20 protein-coding genes are annotated in these 18,779 nt (G+C 40.1%); 12 read left to right on the top strand and 8 right to left on the bottom strand.

The features are described 5' to 3' along the window. Positions 1 to 79: 79 nt before the first annotated feature. Entirely contained in the window at positions 80 to 988 is a 909-nt protein-coding gene (locus ACSFVZ_RS16795; RefSeq protein WP_435559266.1) for an alpha/beta fold hydrolase, read from the top strand. Positions 989 to 1,064: 76 nt separating this feature from the next. On the opposite strand, the gene ACSFVZ_RS16790 is transcribed toward ACSFVZ_RS16795, so the two are convergent. Both ACSFVZ_RS16790 and ACSFVZ_RS16785 read right to left on the bottom strand, forming a co-directional pair. After that, positions 1,065 to 2,432 carry an alkaline phosphatase PhoX gene (locus tag ACSFVZ_RS16790; RefSeq protein ID WP_435559265.1) on the bottom strand — a complete coding sequence of 456 codons (1,368 nt, stop codon included), beginning with the start codon at positions 2,430 to 2,432 and terminating at the stop codon, positions 1,065 to 1,067. Positions 2,433 to 2,804: 372 nt separating this feature from the next. Then, positions 2,805 to 3,254: an Lrp/AsnC family transcriptional regulator gene (locus tag ACSFVZ_RS16785; protein ID WP_138556612.1), complete on the bottom strand. Its 450-nt coding sequence runs from the start codon at positions 3,252 to 3,254 to the stop codon at positions 2,805 to 2,807. A gap of 98 nt (positions 3,255 to 3,352) precedes the next feature. Here ACSFVZ_RS16785 and ACSFVZ_RS16780 point away from each other — a divergent pair, with 98 nt between their 5' ends. The 5 genes from ACSFVZ_RS16780 to dps all read left to right on the top strand — a co-directional run bounded on the left by ACSFVZ_RS16780 (position 3,353) and on the right by dps (position 7,574). Then, a complete protein-coding gene (locus ACSFVZ_RS16780) occupies positions 3,353 to 3,943 on the top strand; it encodes a LysE family translocator (RefSeq protein ID WP_435559264.1) in 591 nt (196 codons plus the stop codon). 122 nt (positions 3,944 to 4,065) lie between these two features. Continuing rightward, a complete protein-coding gene (locus tag ACSFVZ_RS16775; RefSeq protein WP_253038775.1) occupies positions 4,066 to 5,202 on the top strand; it encodes a GGDEF domain-containing protein in 1,137 nt (378 codons plus the stop codon). 119 nt (positions 5,203 to 5,321) lie between these two features. Beyond that, on the top strand, positions 5,322 to 6,332 hold the full coding sequence (locus tag ACSFVZ_RS16770; RefSeq protein ID WP_295509774.1) for a substrate-binding domain-containing protein: 1,011 nt from the start codon (positions 5,322 to 5,324) through the stop codon (positions 6,330 to 6,332). 79 nt (positions 6,333 to 6,411) lie between these two features. Continuing rightward, positions 6,412 to 6,831 (top strand): CBS domain-containing protein, encoded by a 420-nt coding sequence (locus tag ACSFVZ_RS16765; protein WP_054551886.1) that lies wholly within the window; start codon positions 6,412 to 6,414, stop codon positions 6,829 to 6,831. A gap of 224 nt (positions 6,832 to 7,055) precedes the next feature. Beyond that, complete coding sequence (gene dps / locus ACSFVZ_RS16760; protein WP_135925754.1) at positions 7,056 to 7,574, top strand: DNA starvation/stationary phase protection protein Dps; 519 nt, start codon at positions 7,056 to 7,058, stop codon at positions 7,572 to 7,574. A gap of 61 nt (positions 7,575 to 7,635) precedes the next feature. On the opposite strand, the gene corA is transcribed toward dps, so the two are convergent. The 4 genes from corA to ACSFVZ_RS16740 form a co-directional block, all read right to left on the bottom strand. After that, positions 7,636 to 8,592 carry a magnesium/cobalt transporter CorA gene (corA, locus tag ACSFVZ_RS16755; RefSeq protein WP_135925755.1) on the bottom strand — a complete coding sequence of 319 codons (957 nt, stop codon included), beginning with the start codon at positions 8,590 to 8,592 and terminating at the stop codon, positions 7,636 to 7,638. A gap of 116 nt (positions 8,593 to 8,708) precedes the next feature. Next, on the bottom strand, positions 8,709 to 9,941 hold the full coding sequence (locus ACSFVZ_RS16750; protein ID WP_435559263.1) for a serine hydrolase domain-containing protein: 1,233 nt from the start codon (positions 9,939 to 9,941) through the stop codon (positions 8,709 to 8,711). A 28-nt stretch (positions 9,942 to 9,969) separates the two neighbouring features. Next, the gene (locus tag ACSFVZ_RS16745) at positions 9,970 to 10,584 is read right to left on the bottom strand and encodes a hypothetical protein (RefSeq protein WP_435559262.1); all 615 of its coding nucleotides are present in this window, start codon (positions 10,582 to 10,584) and stop codon (positions 9,970 to 9,972) included. A gap of 31 nt (positions 10,585 to 10,615) precedes the next feature. After that, positions 10,616 to 10,828 (bottom strand): helix-turn-helix domain-containing protein, encoded by a 213-nt coding sequence (locus ACSFVZ_RS16740; RefSeq protein WP_130050899.1) that lies wholly within the window; start codon positions 10,826 to 10,828, stop codon positions 10,616 to 10,618. A gap of 230 nt (positions 10,829 to 11,058) precedes the next feature. On the opposite strand from ACSFVZ_RS16740, the gene ACSFVZ_RS16735 reads away from it, so the two are divergent. Then, on the top strand, positions 11,059 to 11,709 hold the full coding sequence (locus tag ACSFVZ_RS16735) for a tellurite resistance TerB family protein (protein ID WP_435559261.1): 651 nt from the start codon (positions 11,059 to 11,061) through the stop codon (positions 11,707 to 11,709). Between the two features lie 45 nt (positions 11,710 to 11,754). Here the strand turns inward: ACSFVZ_RS16735 and ACSFVZ_RS16730 are convergent, their stop codons facing one another. Then, entirely contained in the window at positions 11,755 to 12,003 is a 249-nt protein-coding gene (locus tag ACSFVZ_RS16730) for a hypothetical protein (protein WP_135925759.1), read from the bottom strand. Between the two features lie 159 nt (positions 12,004 to 12,162). Here ACSFVZ_RS16730 and ACSFVZ_RS16725 point away from each other — a divergent pair, with 159 nt between their 5' ends. From ACSFVZ_RS16725 to ACSFVZ_RS16715, 3 genes are all read left to right on the top strand, one after another. After that, on the top strand, positions 12,163 to 12,609 hold the full coding sequence (locus tag ACSFVZ_RS16725) for a carboxymuconolactone decarboxylase family protein (RefSeq protein WP_253038780.1): 447 nt from the start codon (positions 12,163 to 12,165) through the stop codon (positions 12,607 to 12,609). Continuing rightward, entirely contained in the window at positions 12,602 to 13,372 is a 771-nt protein-coding gene (locus ACSFVZ_RS16720) for an AraC family transcriptional regulator (protein WP_435559260.1), read from the top strand. The genes ACSFVZ_RS16725 and ACSFVZ_RS16720 overlap by 8 nt, the downstream gene beginning before the upstream one ends. A 158-nt stretch (positions 13,373 to 13,530) precedes the next feature. After that, a complete protein-coding gene (locus ACSFVZ_RS16715; protein ID WP_435559259.1) occupies positions 13,531 to 14,679 on the top strand; it encodes a PA0049 C-terminal domain-containing protein in 1,149 nt (382 codons plus the stop codon). 35 nt (positions 14,680 to 14,714) lie between these two features. On the opposite strand, the gene ACSFVZ_RS16710 is transcribed toward ACSFVZ_RS16715, so the two are convergent. After that, the gene (locus tag ACSFVZ_RS16710) at positions 14,715 to 16,319 is read right to left on the bottom strand and encodes a sensor domain-containing diguanylate cyclase (protein WP_135925763.1); all 1,605 of its coding nucleotides are present in this window, start codon (positions 16,317 to 16,319) and stop codon (positions 14,715 to 14,717) included. A 188-nt stretch (positions 16,320 to 16,507) separates the two neighbouring features. Here ACSFVZ_RS16710 and ACSFVZ_RS16705 point away from each other — a divergent pair, with 188 nt between their 5' ends. Next, positions 16,508 to 17,047 carry a heme NO-binding domain-containing protein gene (locus ACSFVZ_RS16705; protein WP_199526785.1) on the top strand — a complete coding sequence of 180 codons (540 nt, stop codon included), beginning with the start codon at positions 16,508 to 16,510 and terminating at the stop codon, positions 17,045 to 17,047. Between the two features lies 1 nt (position 17,048). Continuing rightward, positions 17,049 to 18,776 carry a response regulator gene (locus ACSFVZ_RS16700; RefSeq protein WP_435559258.1) on the top strand — a complete coding sequence of 576 codons (1,728 nt, stop codon included), beginning with the start codon at positions 17,049 to 17,051 and terminating at the stop codon, positions 18,774 to 18,776. The last annotated feature ends 3 nt before the right edge of the window (positions 18,777 to 18,779 follow it).

Genomic DNA, 18,779 nt, shown 5'->3' with positions numbered 1-18,779 from the left:
TCTATTCTTCTTTCTGTCACTAAACTGCCAACTTCACACACTAAGCTGATGATACCTGCGTAAGCTTATTTGTCAGTCTATGGAACATATCCTTACAGCCAGCGGTATCTGTATTAGTTATCAAGATGAAGGCGATAAAAATGCGCCGGTGATCATTTTAATTATTGGCTTAGGTGCTCAATTTACCGTTTGGCCAGAGTCGCTATATTTTGGCTTGGTCGAAAAAGGCTTTCGGGTTATTCGTTTTGATAATCGTGATGCAGGGCTGTCCTCATCGTTAGATGAGTTAGGCAAGCCGAGTCTCGTAAAGCATTGGCTTAGCCGCCGATTACCCATTCGCTCAAAGCTGCCCTATTCGCTTGATGACATGGCTCGCGATGTAAAAGAATTAATGGATGCACTTGCTATCAAAAAAGCGCACTTAGTGGGGGCTTCGATGGGTGGCATGATTGCGCAAATTGCCGCGGCAAAGTATAAAAAACGTGTACTGAGCTTAACTTCAATTATGTCGAGTAGCTCGCCGTTATCGTTTTCGGGTTCAAACATTAATCTGCTAGTAAAGCTCGCTAAAATACGCCCCCGAAGCAGTAATAAAGAAGCCGCGATTGATTACAATGTTAGGCTCAACCAACTCATTGGTAGCCCAGCTTACCCACAAGATGAACACGCTTTATACGCCAACGCAGAACGCTATATTGAGCGGGCCCACACGAATCAAACAGGCTTTAAACGTCAGCTTGCAGCCATTGCCGCAACGCCTTATCGCGAGCAATTACTAAAAAAGATTAAAGCCCCCACATTAGTAATTCATGGCAGCGCTGATCCTGTTATGCCACTGTCTGCGGGTATCAACACCGCACTGTTAATAAAGCGCAGTAAGTTAAAAGTTGTGCCTGGAATGGGCCATGATTTTCCACCCGCTTTAATGAAAAAAATGACTAAGTGGATTGCCAAGCATGCTAATAAAGTGAACTGTAAGAATAATTAGAATTCATGGCTATGCGGACCAACTATATTAACAGCTTCCAGTAAATTGAGGCACTCATAAAAGAGTGCCTACAGAATTAAACACTAAACTGGTGCCATGGGCCTGTTATAGCTAGGGTTTTAGAAGGTGAGTAAACATTTACAAACAAGGTGCTTCCATCCGGTGAAAAACAGGCACCTGCCAGCTCGGTTTGCGCAACCAAACGGGCAAAATTATAAACTTGGCCTTGAGGTGTAACACCACGAAGATGGTTATCAACCACATCGGTGTATTGGTCTTCACAGACAATTAAATGCCCATTAGGTGACACGGTTAGGTTATCGCCAAAGTTGTAGAGGGTTTTACTGGTACTTTCTACAAACAACGAGATTTTACCGGGTTGCTGTGCTTCTTTATCGGTGCCTTCAAATTCTGATGGTTGATATTTCATAACCTGACCAAGTTGTTTTTTACCACCATTGGTACAGCAAAAATAAAGCTCTTTATCACCCCAATGAATACCTTCACCGCGAGCAAACAGTGCCGCGCCTTGCTTGTATCCACGTAATCGTAAGTCGTCTTTCGGGCTTTCTGGGTTATCTAGATTTACCCACTCAACCTCAAGCTCTTGATGTAGCCTCATGGCTTTATTGTTCCAGTTACGGCTATCGAATTGTGGCTGACCTTTTACCACCATAGCCTGTAGTTGCCCGCCTTTATGCAGCTTGCCATACTCTTTTGGAATAAAGCGATAAAAGACGCTATCACCCTTGTCTTCAGTTAAATAAACAATGCCTGTGCGCGGATCAACGGCAGCCGCTTCGTGGTTAAATCGACCCATGGCTTTTAACGGCTCAGGTTTAATTAAGCCTTTGCTACTTGCGGGTACTTCAAAAATATAACCATGGTCTTGGTTAAATCCATCGGCTTTAGTATCGGTGGTTTCTTCGCACGTAAGCCAGGTGCCCCATGGCGTGATACCGCCAGAACAGTTACGAATAGTGCCGACCAATGACAAGTATTCTTGCTCTTTTTGATGGGTTTTTAGGTTATAAATGATATGACTTGTGCCACCCGGTAACGCCACACCGTCACTGTTAGTATCAAAAGCCAGAGGTGTTTTATGATTGGCAATACTTGCTTCAGCTTTCGCTAAGTCTTTTGGCTTTAGCTCATGGTTTCGCACTAATGCAACACGGTCATTACCAAGCGCTAGACAGCCCATGCCATCGGCTTTATCGGGTACAGTAAAGCCATCAGACATTTTCTCACCTAGGCTTGAAACTACTTGATAACTAAAGCCCTCAGGTAAGTCGAGCAATTTATCTGGATCAGGAATTAACGGGCCAAAGCCGACAGCCGTTGTTTTTAAATCACCTAATGACACCTTTCCTATGGCACTTTTTGATAATCCTAAAAAAGCTAACGTGCCCGCCCCTACTAAAAAATCTCGACGTGAAACCATACTAACTCCAAGCTAAACCCAAGTTTATCATACAAATAAAATGGCATTATAAAGCAAAGAAACGATAAAAAGTTACATTATCACAATCTTCACGAAATTGTCATAAAGCTTGATTTTAGTGATTGAACCCGTGCAGCATTAAAAAATATTGATTTAGAGTTTGCGTAAAACGTGCTTTCTAGACGGCGCTTGCATTTAACACACGTTTTGAAAACTTACGTATAAAAGTTGAAGATGGCGACATGGTAGTCCCAATGACGGCTAACGTTTTGATGCAAATTCAGTAACTGAGACATGGCTATGTATCTGCTTACTGCTGCCTATATGTTTTTATAAATCAGTAATAACAACTAAAAAGCTTAAACTCTGTCGTTATGCACGTTCATCTTTGGGTGATTCCATTACTACATGCGTTGTAATGGTGCGTACTTGTGGGATAGAGCCGAGCACATCAGCATGAAACGCTTTATAAGACTTAAGATCTGCCGTCTCGACTCTCAGCAAATATTCAAACGAGCCAGTAACATTGTGGCACTCTTTTACTTCATCAATAAACTCAAGGGCTTGCTCGAATGCTCGCTGAGATACCGTTGAGTGCTCATTTAAACCAACCCCAACATAAGCTATAAATCCTAGGCCCACAGCCTGATTATTAATAACCGCCCGATACCCCGCAATAACCCCAAGTTTTTCTAATTCTTGCACTCTACGAAGGCATGCCGATGGCGATAAACCCACTTTATCTGCCAGCTCCGCATTGGCAATTCGACCATTGCGTTTAAGCTCATGCAATATTCTGTCGTTAATTTTATCTTTTTTCATTTTATGTTGTGAACTTTGAATACATATAACAACATTAAGCGCAAAAATTGCGCTCAATTCAACTTATAATTGCATAAAATTAAAGTGGAGAGATAGCAATGAGTTTTGAAATTATAACAGCCCTGGCGTTATTTGCCTTGGTGTCATCAATTACTCCTGGACCGAATAACTTAATGTTGATGAGCTCAGGTGCCAACTTTGGCTTTAAAAGAACCACACCACACCTACTTGGCGTGACGCTTGGCTTTATGTTGATGCTGGTTTTAGTGGGCCTTGGCATCATGCAACTATTTGATTTATTTCCACCAAGCTACTTGATATTAAAAGTGTTTTGTATTGCTTACTTACTCTATCTGGCGTTTAAAATTGCCACAAGTAGCGCTCAACAAAAAGCTAATAGTGAAAGTAAGCCGTTTACCTTTATTCAGGCTGCACTTTTTCAATGGGTGAACCCAAAAGCATGGGCAATGGCATTAAGTGCAGTAAGCTTGTATGCCCCAGACAAAAACCTCACCTCAGTGTTAGTAGTAAGCCTCGTATTTGGTTTAATTAACCTGCCATGCGTCAGCTCGTGGACTCTACTTGGCGACAAGCTTCAACACTGGCTTGCCAGCCCAAAGCGCTTAAAAGCATTTAACTACTTAATGGCAATACTATTAATCGCTTCAGTGATGTTTAGTTTGTTTTAAATGAGCAAGATTTGCTAGGAAGTATTACGTACATAGCCTTTGGCAGTCGTATTTTAAGATTTTAAGATGAGAAATTTACCCTGTGCTAAGATTTATTTATCTAGATCTTTTCAGTGCGATTCATGGCTAGTAACGTAGAGAATTACTTTTACCACGGCTTTTTCGTCTTCTTACTTATTACGGTAGTAACCTGCTCCATTATAGCTACGCGCCTGATGCGCAGTAGTTTTAATAACCGCTCAATTTACCTATTTAATCTATTCTTTTACCTCGGTGTAATTGGCTTTGCATGGCTTTGGATCCAAGATCTATTCAACCTTGCGCCGAGCTTTCGCTCTGGTGTGGTGATTTATATGATCTCCATGACATTGCTGCAATTATCTATTTATAACCACGACGAACCCTGTCGATTTAATAAGATAATTATTGCTCATGGGGCTATTTTTTCTGTATTTGCCATCCTTACTCAAAATATTAACCAACTGGCCTTAGTCGAAGCTTGTTATACATTAAGCGTGCTACCTGCACTGATTTACTACACAACAAAGCGTGCTGTATGTGAGAAAAATATAGGCAATACTGTGTTGTCGATGGCGCAATGTATCTTACTGTTAGTGCCCATTTCACAACTGAGTATCATTACCCATGAGCACAACTTAGCAACCCTTTATTCACTTACTGTAATTGCCCATGCAACCGTATTTGTTATGACAGGTCTTGGACTCATCACGACACTATTAGTTGACGAAAAGAAACGTTATTTGGAGCTGTCTTTAAAGGATCCGCTTACCGGACTTTATAACCGCCGCGGACTGCAATTTATTATCGAACAACAGCAATTATTCAGCCCGAACCAAACTTCTAGCCTTTATGCCTGCGTTGTTGATATTGATTACTTCAAGCAAATTAATGATAGATACGGTCACGATGGCGGTGATCTAGTACTCGAAGTGTTCTCTGATTTAATGAAACACCATTTAAAAAAAGAAGACTTATGTTGCCGCCTTGGTGGTGAAGAATTCTTACTGCTATTCTTTGCAGCCGACATCAGCTCAGCAAGACAATTTTTAGACAGTCTTCGTAAAACCATTGAAGCCAGTCAAATAGCTTTTCAAGAGCATCGTATATCGGTTACCGCTAGTTTTGGATTAACTAACTGGCAAGTAAATGACAGCTTTGAAAGCTTAGTGAACCGCGCAGACAAAGCGGTTTATAAAGCGAAAAATAATGGCCGTAATCGAGTCGAAATCAACACCTAAAACCAGAATAAAGAACCAAATATACTAAATGGGCAAATGCTTTTGTATTAATCTTGTAAATTCAAACTCTACCACTATAATTAGTGCGTGCTTATACTTAAATTGCAATATGTAGTGCTATGTCTTTAAAAGTATTATTAAATTTTAAATTAAACTGGTTGTTTATTTGTGCCAGCTTATGGCTTTTTGCCCTGCCGATTCAGGCTAAATATGTTGTTGCTGTTGTGGGTAAAACCAAAAACGATAGCTTCTATCAGCAAGCCTTTAAAGGGTGTGAGCAATTTGCAAAACAGCATCTCGATTTTGAATGTATTTACGATGGCCCTAAAGACTTTCAAGATATCCGCACGCAAGTATTAGTGATCACCGACCTCGTGCGCAGAAACAACATTAGTGGTTTATTAATCGCTACTACAGACTCTAATTACCTTGTTGAACGCGCTTTAAAAAAGCTTAAAGACAATAATATTCCTGTAATTACCTTTGACTCTGATTTGCTCGAAGATGATCAGCAGTATCGTTTAGCCTATGTGGGTACTAATAATTTTGATTATGGTGTGGCTTTAGGGAACGAACTAAAAAAATTCACTGACAAAGAAATTAACCAAGTCTGTATTCAATCTGGACATTCCACAACACCTAATTTGAACAAACGCATTGAAGGTGTTCGTTATGCGTTATCAGGGCAAAAAGATAAACGCTTAACTGGTGAAAATGGCTGGAGCGAGTTTGACCGCTGCCCTTTATATAGTTTAGGAAAACGTGAAGTATCACTGGGTCAGCTCGACAAACTACTTAATATTGAAAACCCACCACTATTTTTAGCTGTAGCAGGTTTTGCCCAATTTAATCCTAACTACGCAAAAGTGATTGCTAAACAGAAACAACGTATTGCCAGTAAAGAGGTGGTCATTGTTTCTGCCGATACAGAACAAATGCAATTAGAAGTATTAAAACAAGGATTATCATCGGCTAATATTGGTCAAAATCCATTTGAAATGGGACGCCTGTCTGCCGAATTGATGTATCAATACCTAACAAAAGGTGAGCGACCAGCTAAGTCTCACTACTATCTAGACTTTCATTATTGTCAGCAAAGTAATGCAGGTACATGCACAGTTAATCACTAAAACTTTGATCTCACTAAAGTGCAATTAACTCGATAAGCGCTAGACTTACCACAGCTTGATTAATTGTAAGGATTTAGCCATGACACACCTAGTTAGTGATTTAATGACGCCAGACCCATTCGCCATTAGCGCGCAAAATACCCTGCATGATGCTCATAATCTAATGAAAGAGAAAAATGTCCGCCATATTCCAGTGATCAATGAGCACGGTGGTTTAGTTGGCATGTTAACGCAAAAAATCATGATTGCTCAGGTAATGAATATCATGGCGAATTACAGCGCCAGCGCCCTTGAACGCAAAGAAAAGCAAACTAAAGTGGTTGATATTATGGCCACTGATTTTACCAGTATCTCGCCAGAGCAGCCGCTACACGAAGTTGCTAAGTTTTTTGTTGAAAATCGTCATGGCTGCATGCCTGTGGTTGATAAAGATAACAACTTAGTGGGAATTCTAACCTCATCTGACTTTGTTCGTTTAGCGGCGGCATTACTTTCTTAAGTCGTAAATTTGTATCTGCACACTGAATTTTTTACAGAAGGTGTGCAGAGTTTTCATACTCATACCTCATCACAACCACTCCACCTCAAAACAAAACAAAATTAACCCTTTAAATTCAATTGGTTAATAAAATACCATTTTAGGCACAACGTTTGCTTCAACCTAATCAAGCGCGCTTTTAAACTAAAAGCGAAAGGAAATTTATAGATAATCTCGGAGGAGTAATGAGTAATTCATCATCAAAAATCGCAGAATTTACAGCACCCGGTGTTAAAGACCAAGCTGCAGCTGACACGATTGCAATTTTAGACCAGCGTATGGTCGCTTTAATCGATTTACACCTCACTTTAAAACACATTCACTGGAATGTTGTTGGTCCTAACTTCATTGGTGTACACGAAATGCTAGACCCACAAGTAAGCGCAGTGCAAGAGATGACTGATACGATTGCAGAGCGAATTGCAACCATGGGCGGCGTACCTGTTGGCACACCGCAATCAATTGTTGATCGTCGCACTTGGCAAGACTACTCAATTGGCAAAGGCTTAGTCACTGACCATCTAACAGCGCTTGATAAAGTGTATAACGGCGTTAATAAAGATCACCGTGCAGCTATCGAAAAGCTTGCTGAGTTAGACCCAGTTTCTGAAGATATGATCACCGGCCAACTGGCTGATCTAGAACAATTCCAATGGTTTGTTCGTGCGCATATCGAATCGTCTACTGGCGAATTGAAAGGCTAAAACCCCCTAGGTCTATCCGAAGACCCCTTGCCCAGCATTTGCTGGGCTTTTTTATGCTTTGCTACAGCCAACCTTTATGTTTAAAGAACAAATAAGGTGCAAAGCCAGACAGCAACATGATGCCAATCGCAAACGGGTAACCCCATGCCCATTGCAGCTCAGGCATGCTATTAAAATTCATCCCATAAATACTGGCAACGACGGTCGGAGGTAAAAACACCACAGAGGCAATTGAGAAGGTTTTAATAATTTGGTTTTGTTCGATATTAATAAAACCCTGAGTCGAGTCCATTAAGAAATTCACCTTATCAAACAAAAATGTACAGTGAGACATAAGGGTATCAATATCGAGTACAATTTCACGTAGTGACTCGCGGTCTTCAGTTGGTGCACCTAAATGACGCAGTAAAAACGAAATATTTCGGCGCGTATCCATCAAACATAAACGCACCTTACCGTTGTTATCTTCAAGGCGCGAGATCCGGCTGACGGCTTCTTCTAAATCTGAGTCGTCCTCTTCAAGTACATAGGCACTGAGTTTTTCTAACTGGTGATGCATATCTTCAAGCATATCAGCGTGGTTTTCGACTTTTTGGTCAAACAGAGTCACTAAAAGTTGCTTGGGATTATCACACGCCACTTGCCCTTTACGAGCGCGAAGTCGTAATAAACGAAAATCGGCTAATTCATCATCGCGGATTGTCAGCAAACAGTTGTCTTTTAACAAACAAGCCACTGTCACCGTATTAAAGCGCCCTTCATTTGGTGACATAAAAAGCGCATGCACATGTAGGCCTTCGTGGTCGATAAAACAACGGGAAGATGCCTCGATTTCTTCAACATCATCAGCACCGGGTAAGGTGATATTAAGGGTGCTTGCCAGCGCTTGTCGCTCTTCTTCAGTCGGATTTATCGTGTCAATCCAGTGGGCATTTTTAATAGAAGTAACAAGAGGCGTATCTGCAGCTGGCTCAGTTTCTGTGATCACACCTTGGTCTATAGAAAAAAAACGTAACATTTGCCCTACCCTGATAAATCAATTTAAAACAAATACTATAGCTGTTCACGTTAATGAACAATGACAATGCAACGAATTAAAAGGTAAAGTAGAAAATAATTAAGACCTTACATCATTTACTTATTTCGTTTTTTGAAACGCACAATAATCATACCTATGAAGATGATGCCAAGGCCTATTAAGCAAGGTACAAAAGCGCTTTGCAGGGCAACATCAAACGCTAAAAAGTCAGGGTAACCGGTTTGCCAAAGCGTCCATTCATAACCGAGTTTTGATGCAATATGTTCACCACCGTTGCTAAGTACGATGATTGCATCATTGTTATCGGGGTTAATGCGAAGCGTGCTATTTATTGCCGGCTCATTTGCGCCATCATGACCAAAGACAAAATCTCCCGATGCTGTTGGTGCATAAAGCATGGTACCTAGCCCCCAAATTGGTGCCCCAAAGCTAATTGCCAAAGGCGCTCGCATGGAGCTGATCATTTGTGAGCTTAACTGTCCTTTTTGAGGTGATGTTAATGCGTTAACTAAAGCTATGAAATCATGGCTACTTGCCAGTAAACCTGTTGCCGCTGCCGATGCGTATTGAAAATGCCCAGCAGCTTGCCCGCTTTTATCATAAGCAGGTGCGATGCTATCTAACTCAGTTAGTACATCGTAACTAGCATCAGTCATATTGACTGGCTTAAAGACATTATCATTCATCCAAGTTGCAAAGTGTTGATTGGTTTTCTCTTCTACCAGCAGCTCCAGCATCAAATAGCCGCCCCCAGAATACTTAAAATCGCCCACAGGCTTGGTGACTTTAATTTCACGCACACCCGTTGATGATAGCGGCTTGTTTAGCGACTCAAGCAAGCTTGGTACGGTTTCATTTAGCTCAATATCAGCAAAGCCTAAACCATCACCAAGCCCCGCAGTATGCGATAACAGATGTGCAATGCTAACAGTTTGATTATCAAACTCTGATTCAGGTAACTGCCAACCCGTCAGTTGCTCATTAATCGCGTGATCTAAACGAATTTGCTGTTGCTCTGCCAGACTCATCACGCCATAGGCAGTAATAAATTTACTGAGTGATGCCACTGGGAACAGAGTATTGGCGGTTATTTCATCTTTGCTTTTTGAGTAATCTTGAAAAACCACTTGGCCATTTTCAATCAAAACATAAGCGATGTTTGCGTGTTTGTTGGCAATCAGCGCCTGACTGTTGGCAATAAATTGCTCAGTGTTGCCCGTTTCGGCGATGGGTTTTAAAAACCAACCACTAACACCACCATACACACAGATTGCAGCCCAAACAGATGACAAAAATAGTGTTAACAAAATTGTTTTAAACCAGCCCATACTCTATCCCTTGTATCTCAAAGCGACCTTAAACTACTTCGATTTGTTCAGGTTTTTTGATAAAGAACACCATTAAAATTAATAATGCTGCTGGGAATAAAAACACATTCAAATAAGCAAAAATAACCGTTAGCTGTAAGATGCACATCAGTAACAGTAGAATAGAAAACACCGTTAGCAACGACGACATTCCATGGTGTTTTGTCAGTAATAACGCGGCGGTGATCAAACCCACTAGCGCATACAAGCCTAAACTCCCAGCCGAGACCACCATGGCAATAATTGAAATACTTTCAACCACATCGCTCGATGCTTTATCGCCAGCAACGGCAAGATAAACATCGCATAACACAGTGGCATGAAAAGCCAATACCAGCACGGCTAACACGCATAACAAGATGCGAACGCCTTCAACATCGAACATATCTTTTAGTGCCTTGCGTAAACTCAGGTACACATAGATTTCAAGTGCACCAATGAGTACAAACACAAGGTCTGAAAAGTTTAAGCTTTGCAAATCGAGCTTAAGCGCTTCGCCTAAGCCAACAAGTGTTTCGCCAAATACTGAAATCCAGTACATAGGAAAAATTATGGCAAGTAACCCCGCTGCTATGCCGGGTAGTAAATAGTCACGGTTGAGCATATGCCCTCCAAAATCCTGTTGCGTTGTAAAGTTATTCGCTATCGCGTTCGTACACCAAAATATCGCCGGGTTGGCAATTAAGCTCTTCACAAATAGCTTCAAGGGTACTAAAGCGGATCGCTTTCACTTTTCCGTTTTTTAGTAATGATAAATTGGTCATAGAAATACCAATGCGCTGAGATAGCTCCTTCAGCTGCATTTTGTTCTTTGCCAATTCTATATCTAGGTTGATTCGTATTTTCATAGCCTAAAAAGCACTCAATGGATTTATGATTGTCAAACTTTATTTTATGATTATCGTAAAATAAAGAATGAAAAGCATAATTAAAACGCTTGTATTTAACTCCTTTTTAAGACTAAAAACCCAGTTAAATAAGCAGTAGGTTCATTCATTGTTGTTTTTTGTAACACTTCTCACATTTTCTTTTCGGCGCGAATCACCTAACCTGAGAAAACACATGCAAGGAGAGAACAATGAAAGACTTACAAAAATTAGTGGGTAATTTAAATAAATCAGGTGCGCTGAGTGGTTTTTTAGGAGGTGTTGCTGGCGGCGGACTAACGAGCTTAATGGGCGGAAAAACTAAAAAGAGCAGTAAAAAAGCCGTAAAATATGGTGCGCTTGCTGCTGTTGGTGGCCTTGCTTGGAAAGCCTATAAACAATACTCAGAACAAAAAGCGGCTCCAGTTCAGCAAACGAGTTCAAGTGGTTTTGATTTTACCCCCGCTACGCTGCCTGAGCAGTCATTTACTGATGCAATCGACGATAATCACAGTGATGGGCAATTATTACTCATGCGCGCTATGATTGCAGCCGCCTATGCTGATGGCCACATTGATGAAACGGAAAGACAAAAAATTTTCGCACAAGTAGAAACAATGCAATTGTCTATGCAAGAAAAGGCCATGCTGTTCGATGAGCTAAGAAAACCAATGCAACTATCAGAATTAGTTGCCGCTGTGCCAAACGCAAAAATGGGTATTGAAGTCTATGCAGCTAGTGCCAGCGCAATTGATTTAAGCCAAGCAATCTCTAAACACTACTTAGATACGCTGGCTAATCAATTATGTATTCCTAGAGAATTGGTAATGAGCATTCATAGAGAACTTGCCGAGTACCAATAAAAATGGGGCCTACTAGCCCCGTTTTTAGTATTAAGCCTTTGCTAATTAGTGCGGTTTTTTAGTGCCGTAACGCACCATATCTTTACCGTTTTCATACACATCATTGCTTACGTAACGGCCAAGTAAAAGTTGATGTTTATCATCAAGTACCGCGATAAATGGGCGGCCATCACTATTGTTGGTTGCAAGGGCTACACCGGTTACATTCTCAAGTCCTAAACCGCCATTTTCAACTAGGCGTAAAAACGTTTCTAATTCGTCTAATGTTTCAATTACATCGTTATCGTTAATCATCTCAAATACTCAGTGATTGCTAATGGGCGTAGCATAGCAGGATTAAAAATAAGGTGCGAACCAGTGCGTAAATTTGCCACCATAAATGTCGTTTTTTTGCAATATTTCGCCTATTGCCATCGTTACACTTATTGCTCTTCAAACAGCTTAGGAATCACCATGAACCGAGCCAATTATTTTGCTTTACAACCTCAATTAACAAAACATCTAATTGATCAAGAACAGTTAATTAAACAAGCAGCCGAGGCAACTTTCGGCTTAACGACTTGGGAGCTAGTGAAATTAAGAGTATCCCAGCTAAATCAATGCGCGTATTGCATTGCTATGCATACCAAACAAGCCAGAGAGTACGGTGTAACTAACAACCGTATTATTGCTTTAAGTGCTTGGCAAGACATGCCAATTTACTCACAGCACGAGCGACTAGCCTTAGCATTGTGTGAAAAATTGACACAAGCACACACCATTGATGATACTTTCTACCAGACCCTAGAAAATCAATTTACAGAGCCAGGCTTGGTTGCACTCACCATTGCTATTAACGCGATTAATAGTTGGAATCGTGTAGTGAAGATATTTAAGCCTACTGTGGAGTTTAATGAATAACCATTTAACGCTAGAACTAAAAACCCCAGAGGGCAATCTTGCCGATAGTATACAGGCTATATGGTATGCCAAAGCACACTTAGCAGGTGAACAATGGCTGGCTTGTGATGGTGCAACTGGGGTTATTTTTCCCGTTACAGGTGAAGTTTTATTGGATGATGAATCTCTTGCGCATCCCTATGCATTTCAACAAACCTCAACTCATGCTTCTAAGCTCAGCTTTTCTAAAGGTGCTCAATTTTGTGGTATTCGCTTTAACCCAACCGTATTGCCAGAGCTAAAAAGAAACGACCATCCGCTGATTGCTACGCCTTCACTGTGCGCCATAGCTGAAGGCCTGCAAGATAACGCCAGCTTAGCAGCGTTTGTTGCGCTTATTAGTCGCCACTTTACTAATAATAAAAACATAAACCAAAGTAACAAACACTCAAAACACTTAATTCGTAACCTTATTGAGTTAACACCACTTGAAACCGCTTATCAACTTGCCCCTCTCAGTCAACGCCAGCTTGAAAGGCAAGTAAAGGATCAATGCGGTGTCACCCCTAAGTATTTTGAGCGAATATACCGGGTAAAACTTGCTAAACAAGCGATTAAAGATAACCCCGAAATGAGCTTTGCAGATATTGCACTAGAATGTGGCTTTGCCGATCAGCCTCATTTAATCAAAGAATTCAAAGCAATAATGCACATCACGCCAGCAAAATACCGCAAGTTATTAAAAGACTCTCAAACTAAACAAACAAAGCTCATTTTGCGTTAATTCCTATATAACGAAGACAGCTAGAAAAGTGCCACTCAACTATTTCACTTTCTGTGCTAGACAGACTTGATACTGAGCGATTTTATTTGCGCTCGGCTTTTATCCATAGGATAGTTAACGCAAGCCTACTAAACGTGCTGTAACTAAATAGGATAATCATGAAAAAAGTTTTACTTGCCACCGGCTTAATTGCCTCGTCATTTACTGCATTTGCAGCCAATTTAACCGTTGAAGAACTGCGTATTGAAAAAGCCAGCAAAGCAATGCCAAAAGTGTTGAGCACTTTCTCTGATCAAGTAAATCATTTTGAAAAGCAGTGGCAAGCTGCCACCAGTTATCAGCAGGCAAGTGACCTTATTGATGCTTACGCCAAACAATTATGGCGCGACGCCAAAGCACGTATCATTAAAACCAACAGCTTCGACGACCGAGAGCTGTACTGGGCGCGTTTACTTTCAAGCAAAATTATTCGTACCAGCAAACCCCAGTTTGCAATGACCGATAGTGAACAAACCGCGTTATTAACAATGCTTGAAAATGGCAGTCGTGGCCGCACCGACCTTGATTACAGTAAAAAAACCGACAAACGCATTTTAATTACAGGTTTTGATCCGTTCCTTTTAGATAGAAATATTAATCAAAGTAACCCATCAGGTGTTGCGGCATTATTACTTGATGGCCAAGTGATTAATTACAATGGCATTAGCGCTGAGATCAATACGGTGATGGTGCCAGTACGCTACGAAGACTTTGACCAAGGTATTATCGAATCATTACTTGCGCCATATTACGCGCTTAACAATGTCGATATGATTGCCACTATCAGTATGGGCAGCAAAGACTTTGATCTTGAACGCTTTCCGGGTAAACGCCGCAGTGTAACGGCACCCGATAACGCCAACATAGTGTATGGCGGCACAGCCACTGCACCGAAAATTTCGAGCCTAAACGACCGCCCTCTTCCGGGCAATGAGTTTGTGACTTTTAGCTTACCAGTTAAGCAAATGCAACAAGCCAAAGGGCCATTCCCAATCAACGACAATCATAAAGTTGTGACTCTAGAGAAAGCATTTGAGCCAAAATCACTTAAAGAGTTAGAAGGTGCGATTGCGGTTAAAGGTGGCGGTGGCGGCTACTTATCTAATGAGATTTCGTACCGCAGTATTCGTCTTCGTGATGAGCTTAATTCAGACATCCCTACAGGGCATATTCATACCCCACGTATTCAACAATTTGAACCAGAAACAGAAGCTAAAATTGTTAAGCAAATTAAAGCCATGCTTGAGCAAAGCTTAGTTGCAATTTAAAGCGTGAAGCTCAGCTATAAAGCAATAGCTGAGCTTCACCCTGCAACACAGCAGTTGCGGCTTTGCTTTTTCGCTTTATAAAGCGCGTCATCCGCTATTTTAAACAAGCTATCTGAATCAAACGCCTCATTAGCAGCCTTACTGGCAACACCTATCGATAAAGTAACAAACTTAACGTCACTTCGTCCTTCATGCACAATAGCTGCAGACTCTACCGCTTTACGAAGTGTCTCAGCAACACCAAGCGCTCTCTTTGCATCGGTGTTACTAAGCACCATTACAAATTCTTCGCCGCCATATCGAGCTACAAAATAATCCTCGGGCGCTGCTATAGTCATTAAAACTTTGGCCACTTTACACAACGCTCTATCACCCTGTTCATGGCCATAATAGTCGTTATAGAGTTTGAAGTGATCAACATCAGCTACGATAAATGATACTGCGGTCTCTTCACATTGCGGATCATTAGCAAGATCTTCTAAATGCTTATCCAATGCTCGACGATTTGCCAGTAAAGTCATTGCATCTGTATTACTGATTTGCTCAAGTTTTGCATGGCGTGCAAACAGTTCAGCGCGCTGTGTTTCAATTAATGAGAACAGTTCATTAATACCTTGTCCTAACTGGTGTAATTCATTGTCACCATGGTAATTAGCACGGATACTAAAATCGTTGTTACTGATTGCCGAATATACCGACACTTTCACTTTACTAAGGGGGCGTAAAACTTGTTGATTAATGTAAAGATAAAACAATATAAACACAGAACCAGATATCATTAATCCGGTTAGCAAAGAACTATCAAATAAATTTTTATCATAGGTATGTTCTCTGGTAGGAATTGATAATACAAACAGAAGGTTAGAATATTTATCTTCAACACCAATATAGAGTTGATCATTGTAAGTGATCGGCTGAAAATCTGTATTTTTTTTGCCAAAAACTGTGGTTAAATAATCAGAGTAACGTTGTGCTTCCTCACCTTCGTAATAGCCAATATCCTCGGCAAGCCCGGGCGTTAAAGTCTCAATAAATGCTTCATCAATAAAACTCCACAACATTAAAGAGCCGGTCGGTTCGCCCAATCCATCTGACTTAGTAACATTATAAGACACAGTTAATGCAGGCTTGTTATCAATTTGTATAAAGTGAACTTTAGAAATTAATGGCTCTGATTGACTATTCAAATCACTCGGTAAAACAATCAAATCATTATCTATCAGTAGTTTTGGTGTCTCAAGAATGACTGGAGAATAGGCTTGGTACTCATTGTCAAAGCTTCCTCCTGCAATAATTACAGCTTCAGTATCGTACAAATACCAACCATTAACGTCTAATCGTTGAAGCGCATCTGCAATAATATAATCATTGTTGAACCAGTCTGCATTGCGCTCTTTGGCTGCATTATACATGACGTCCCAAGCCGAGCTGTCGAACACCATTTTCGATAAAGCATCTATTTCTTGTTGTAGTTGTGATTGAACTCGTTGAATATCAATTTTGTCGTTTTGCTTAGCCATTGCCTCGAAAGAGGGCAAAATCCAAAAATGCCTAATAATGGTCTGCGCACCTAAAATAGCAAAGCAAGCAAAGGTAAAAGCAAGAAGTAAACGTTTTTTCAGTCTCGTTCCTATAACCATAAAGCAGTACACCAACCACAAAAGAACAACTTAAGCACTACCAGTATAATCCCCTTTTGCCTGTTTGCTTGTTAGTCAGCTAATAATCTGTCAATAAAGGATAAAGTACGATGCCCCTTACTCGTATGAAATTGTAAATCTAATTTTTACATCTAAACTCTTATTATGAGGAATCGTTAGATTTACGCATGAAAGGTATTATTTTTACTGAATTTATAGATATGGTTGAACATGAGTTCTCATATGAACTAGTGGATAAAATAATCACAGAAAACTCACTGTTCACTGATGGTGCTTATACGAGTGTGGGCAACTATGATAATAAAGAATTGATCATGCTAGTCACTTCACTAAGTAAACATATTGATAAGCCTGTTGATGAGCTTGTACATGCCTATGGTAAGTACCTGTTAGGTCGCTTCTTTGTATTATTCCCACATTTTTTCAAAAACGTCAGTAACACCTTTGACTTCCTTGATACTATTGACCGTCACGTTCATATCGAAGTCAAGAAGCTATACAGTGATGCAGAGCTGCCAAGCTTTTGGACACAACGTATTAGTGATACACAAATGCAAATGTTCTATCGCTCATATAACCCTTTTGCTTGTTTAGCTGAGGGGTTAATCGAAGGAGCATGCGAACATTTTAATGAAACATTGACCGTTAAAAGTGAGATTGAACCTGATTATCAATCGGCCATTTTTACCCTAACAAAAGTAATCTAGCGTGGATGAGAACCTTTTTAAACGTCGATTAGAGCGAGAGCGCCGAGCTAGAATAGAGGCTGAAGCGCTTCTTGAGCAGAAGTCATTAGAGTTATATGAAGCGAATATGACTCTAAAAAAAGCAGCCGAAACACTAGAGCAAGAGGTTGCCAAGCGCACTGATGACTTAAACAAAGCCAAAATAGCTGCTGATACTGCAAATAATGCAAAATCAATGTTTCTAGCTAATATGAGCCACGAAATTCGCACTCCGATGAATGCTATATTAGGCATGGCTTACCTTGCCTTAGATACTGAGTTAACTGACAAACAATATGATTACATTGAGAAAATTCAATTATCAGCTAAGTCTTTACTAGGGATCATTAACGATATTTTAGACTTTTCAAAAGTCGAAGCGAATAAATTAGAATTAGAAAGTAATGATTTCAATATTAATGACCTTTTATCCACTTTGGCTAACTTAGCCAGTAGCTTGATTGAAAAACATAACATTGAGGTCATATTTGATATTGATGATAATATTCCCGAATACCTCATTGGCGATACGTTAAGGTTAAATCAGGTACTGTTAAACCTACTTAGTAATGCAATTAAATTTTCAAATAATAAAAATGTTAAGTTAACACTCTTATGTGTATCGCAAACTGATGAGAATATTCAAATTGAATTTAAAGTCACTGATCAAGGGATTGGTATGACTGAGGAGCAGGTCAAGACGATATTTAAGCCATTTTCTCAAGCTGATATTTCAACAACAAGAAAATTTGGAGGTACAGGCCTTGGCTTAGTGATCAGTAAAAAAATAGTTGAATTAATGGGTGGCAATATTCACGTTGATAGCCAGCTAAATGCTGGCAGCTGCTTTAGCTTCACCGCATCTTTTGGTAAGTCTGCTGTAAAAAGTAACTATAATACAAACGATTACAAAAACAAAAGTGCGCTAATAATTGAACAAGAACATGTAAAAGAAAGGCACCTTTTTAAATTACTCGAAAAGTTGGGCATAAAAGTTGATAGTATTTCTTATCATGATGACAAACTATTAAACATAGATCCCTGCCAAGACTATGACTTTATTTTCCTTGATTGGCATATTTTTAATGATGAACACAGCTCCCTTCTCAATAACCTAAAAAAACAACTTACTATCAATATTAAGAAAATAATTATTCTTGCCTCATTTGAAAATCAAAAAGTAAAAAGTAGCTTAACTAAGCTTGATAAAAATATTGATGAAATTTTATTAAAACCAATTATCAAAGCTAACTTATGTAAATCACTGGATCACGTCTTAGGTATTGAGAAAAAGAAAACAAACAAAATTGATACCAGCTGTTTTAAAAAACTCGCTGGTTCAAGGATTTTATTAGTTGAAGACAATCCGCTTAACCAACAAATTGCATCACAAATACTGCGCTCAAATGGCTTTATTGTTGATATTGCCGAAGATGGTATTGCGGCCATTGAAGCTGTCGAAAAAGACACATTCGATTGTATTTTGATGGACTGCCAAATGCCAAGAATGGATGGTTATACCGCAGCGAATAAAATTAAAGAGCAGCCAAAGTTTGCCCATATCCCTATTATTGCCATGACCGCCAACACCATGGAAGCCGACCTCACCAAAGCCAAAGAGTCAGGGATGCAAGGTTATATAGCCAAGCCTATAGAAGTACAAACTATGTTTGAGGTCATTGCAGAGCATTTAACTCAAAAACCACTGTGAACG

It is taken from the genome of Pseudoalteromonas nanhaiensis (assembly GCF_051235485.1).
Classification (GTDB): Bacteria; Pseudomonadota; Gammaproteobacteria; order Enterobacterales; family Alteromonadaceae; genus Pseudoalteromonas; species Pseudoalteromonas lipolytica_C.
Note: the sequence above shows the minus strand (reverse complement) of the source record. Positions and strands in the feature narration are given on the sequence as shown.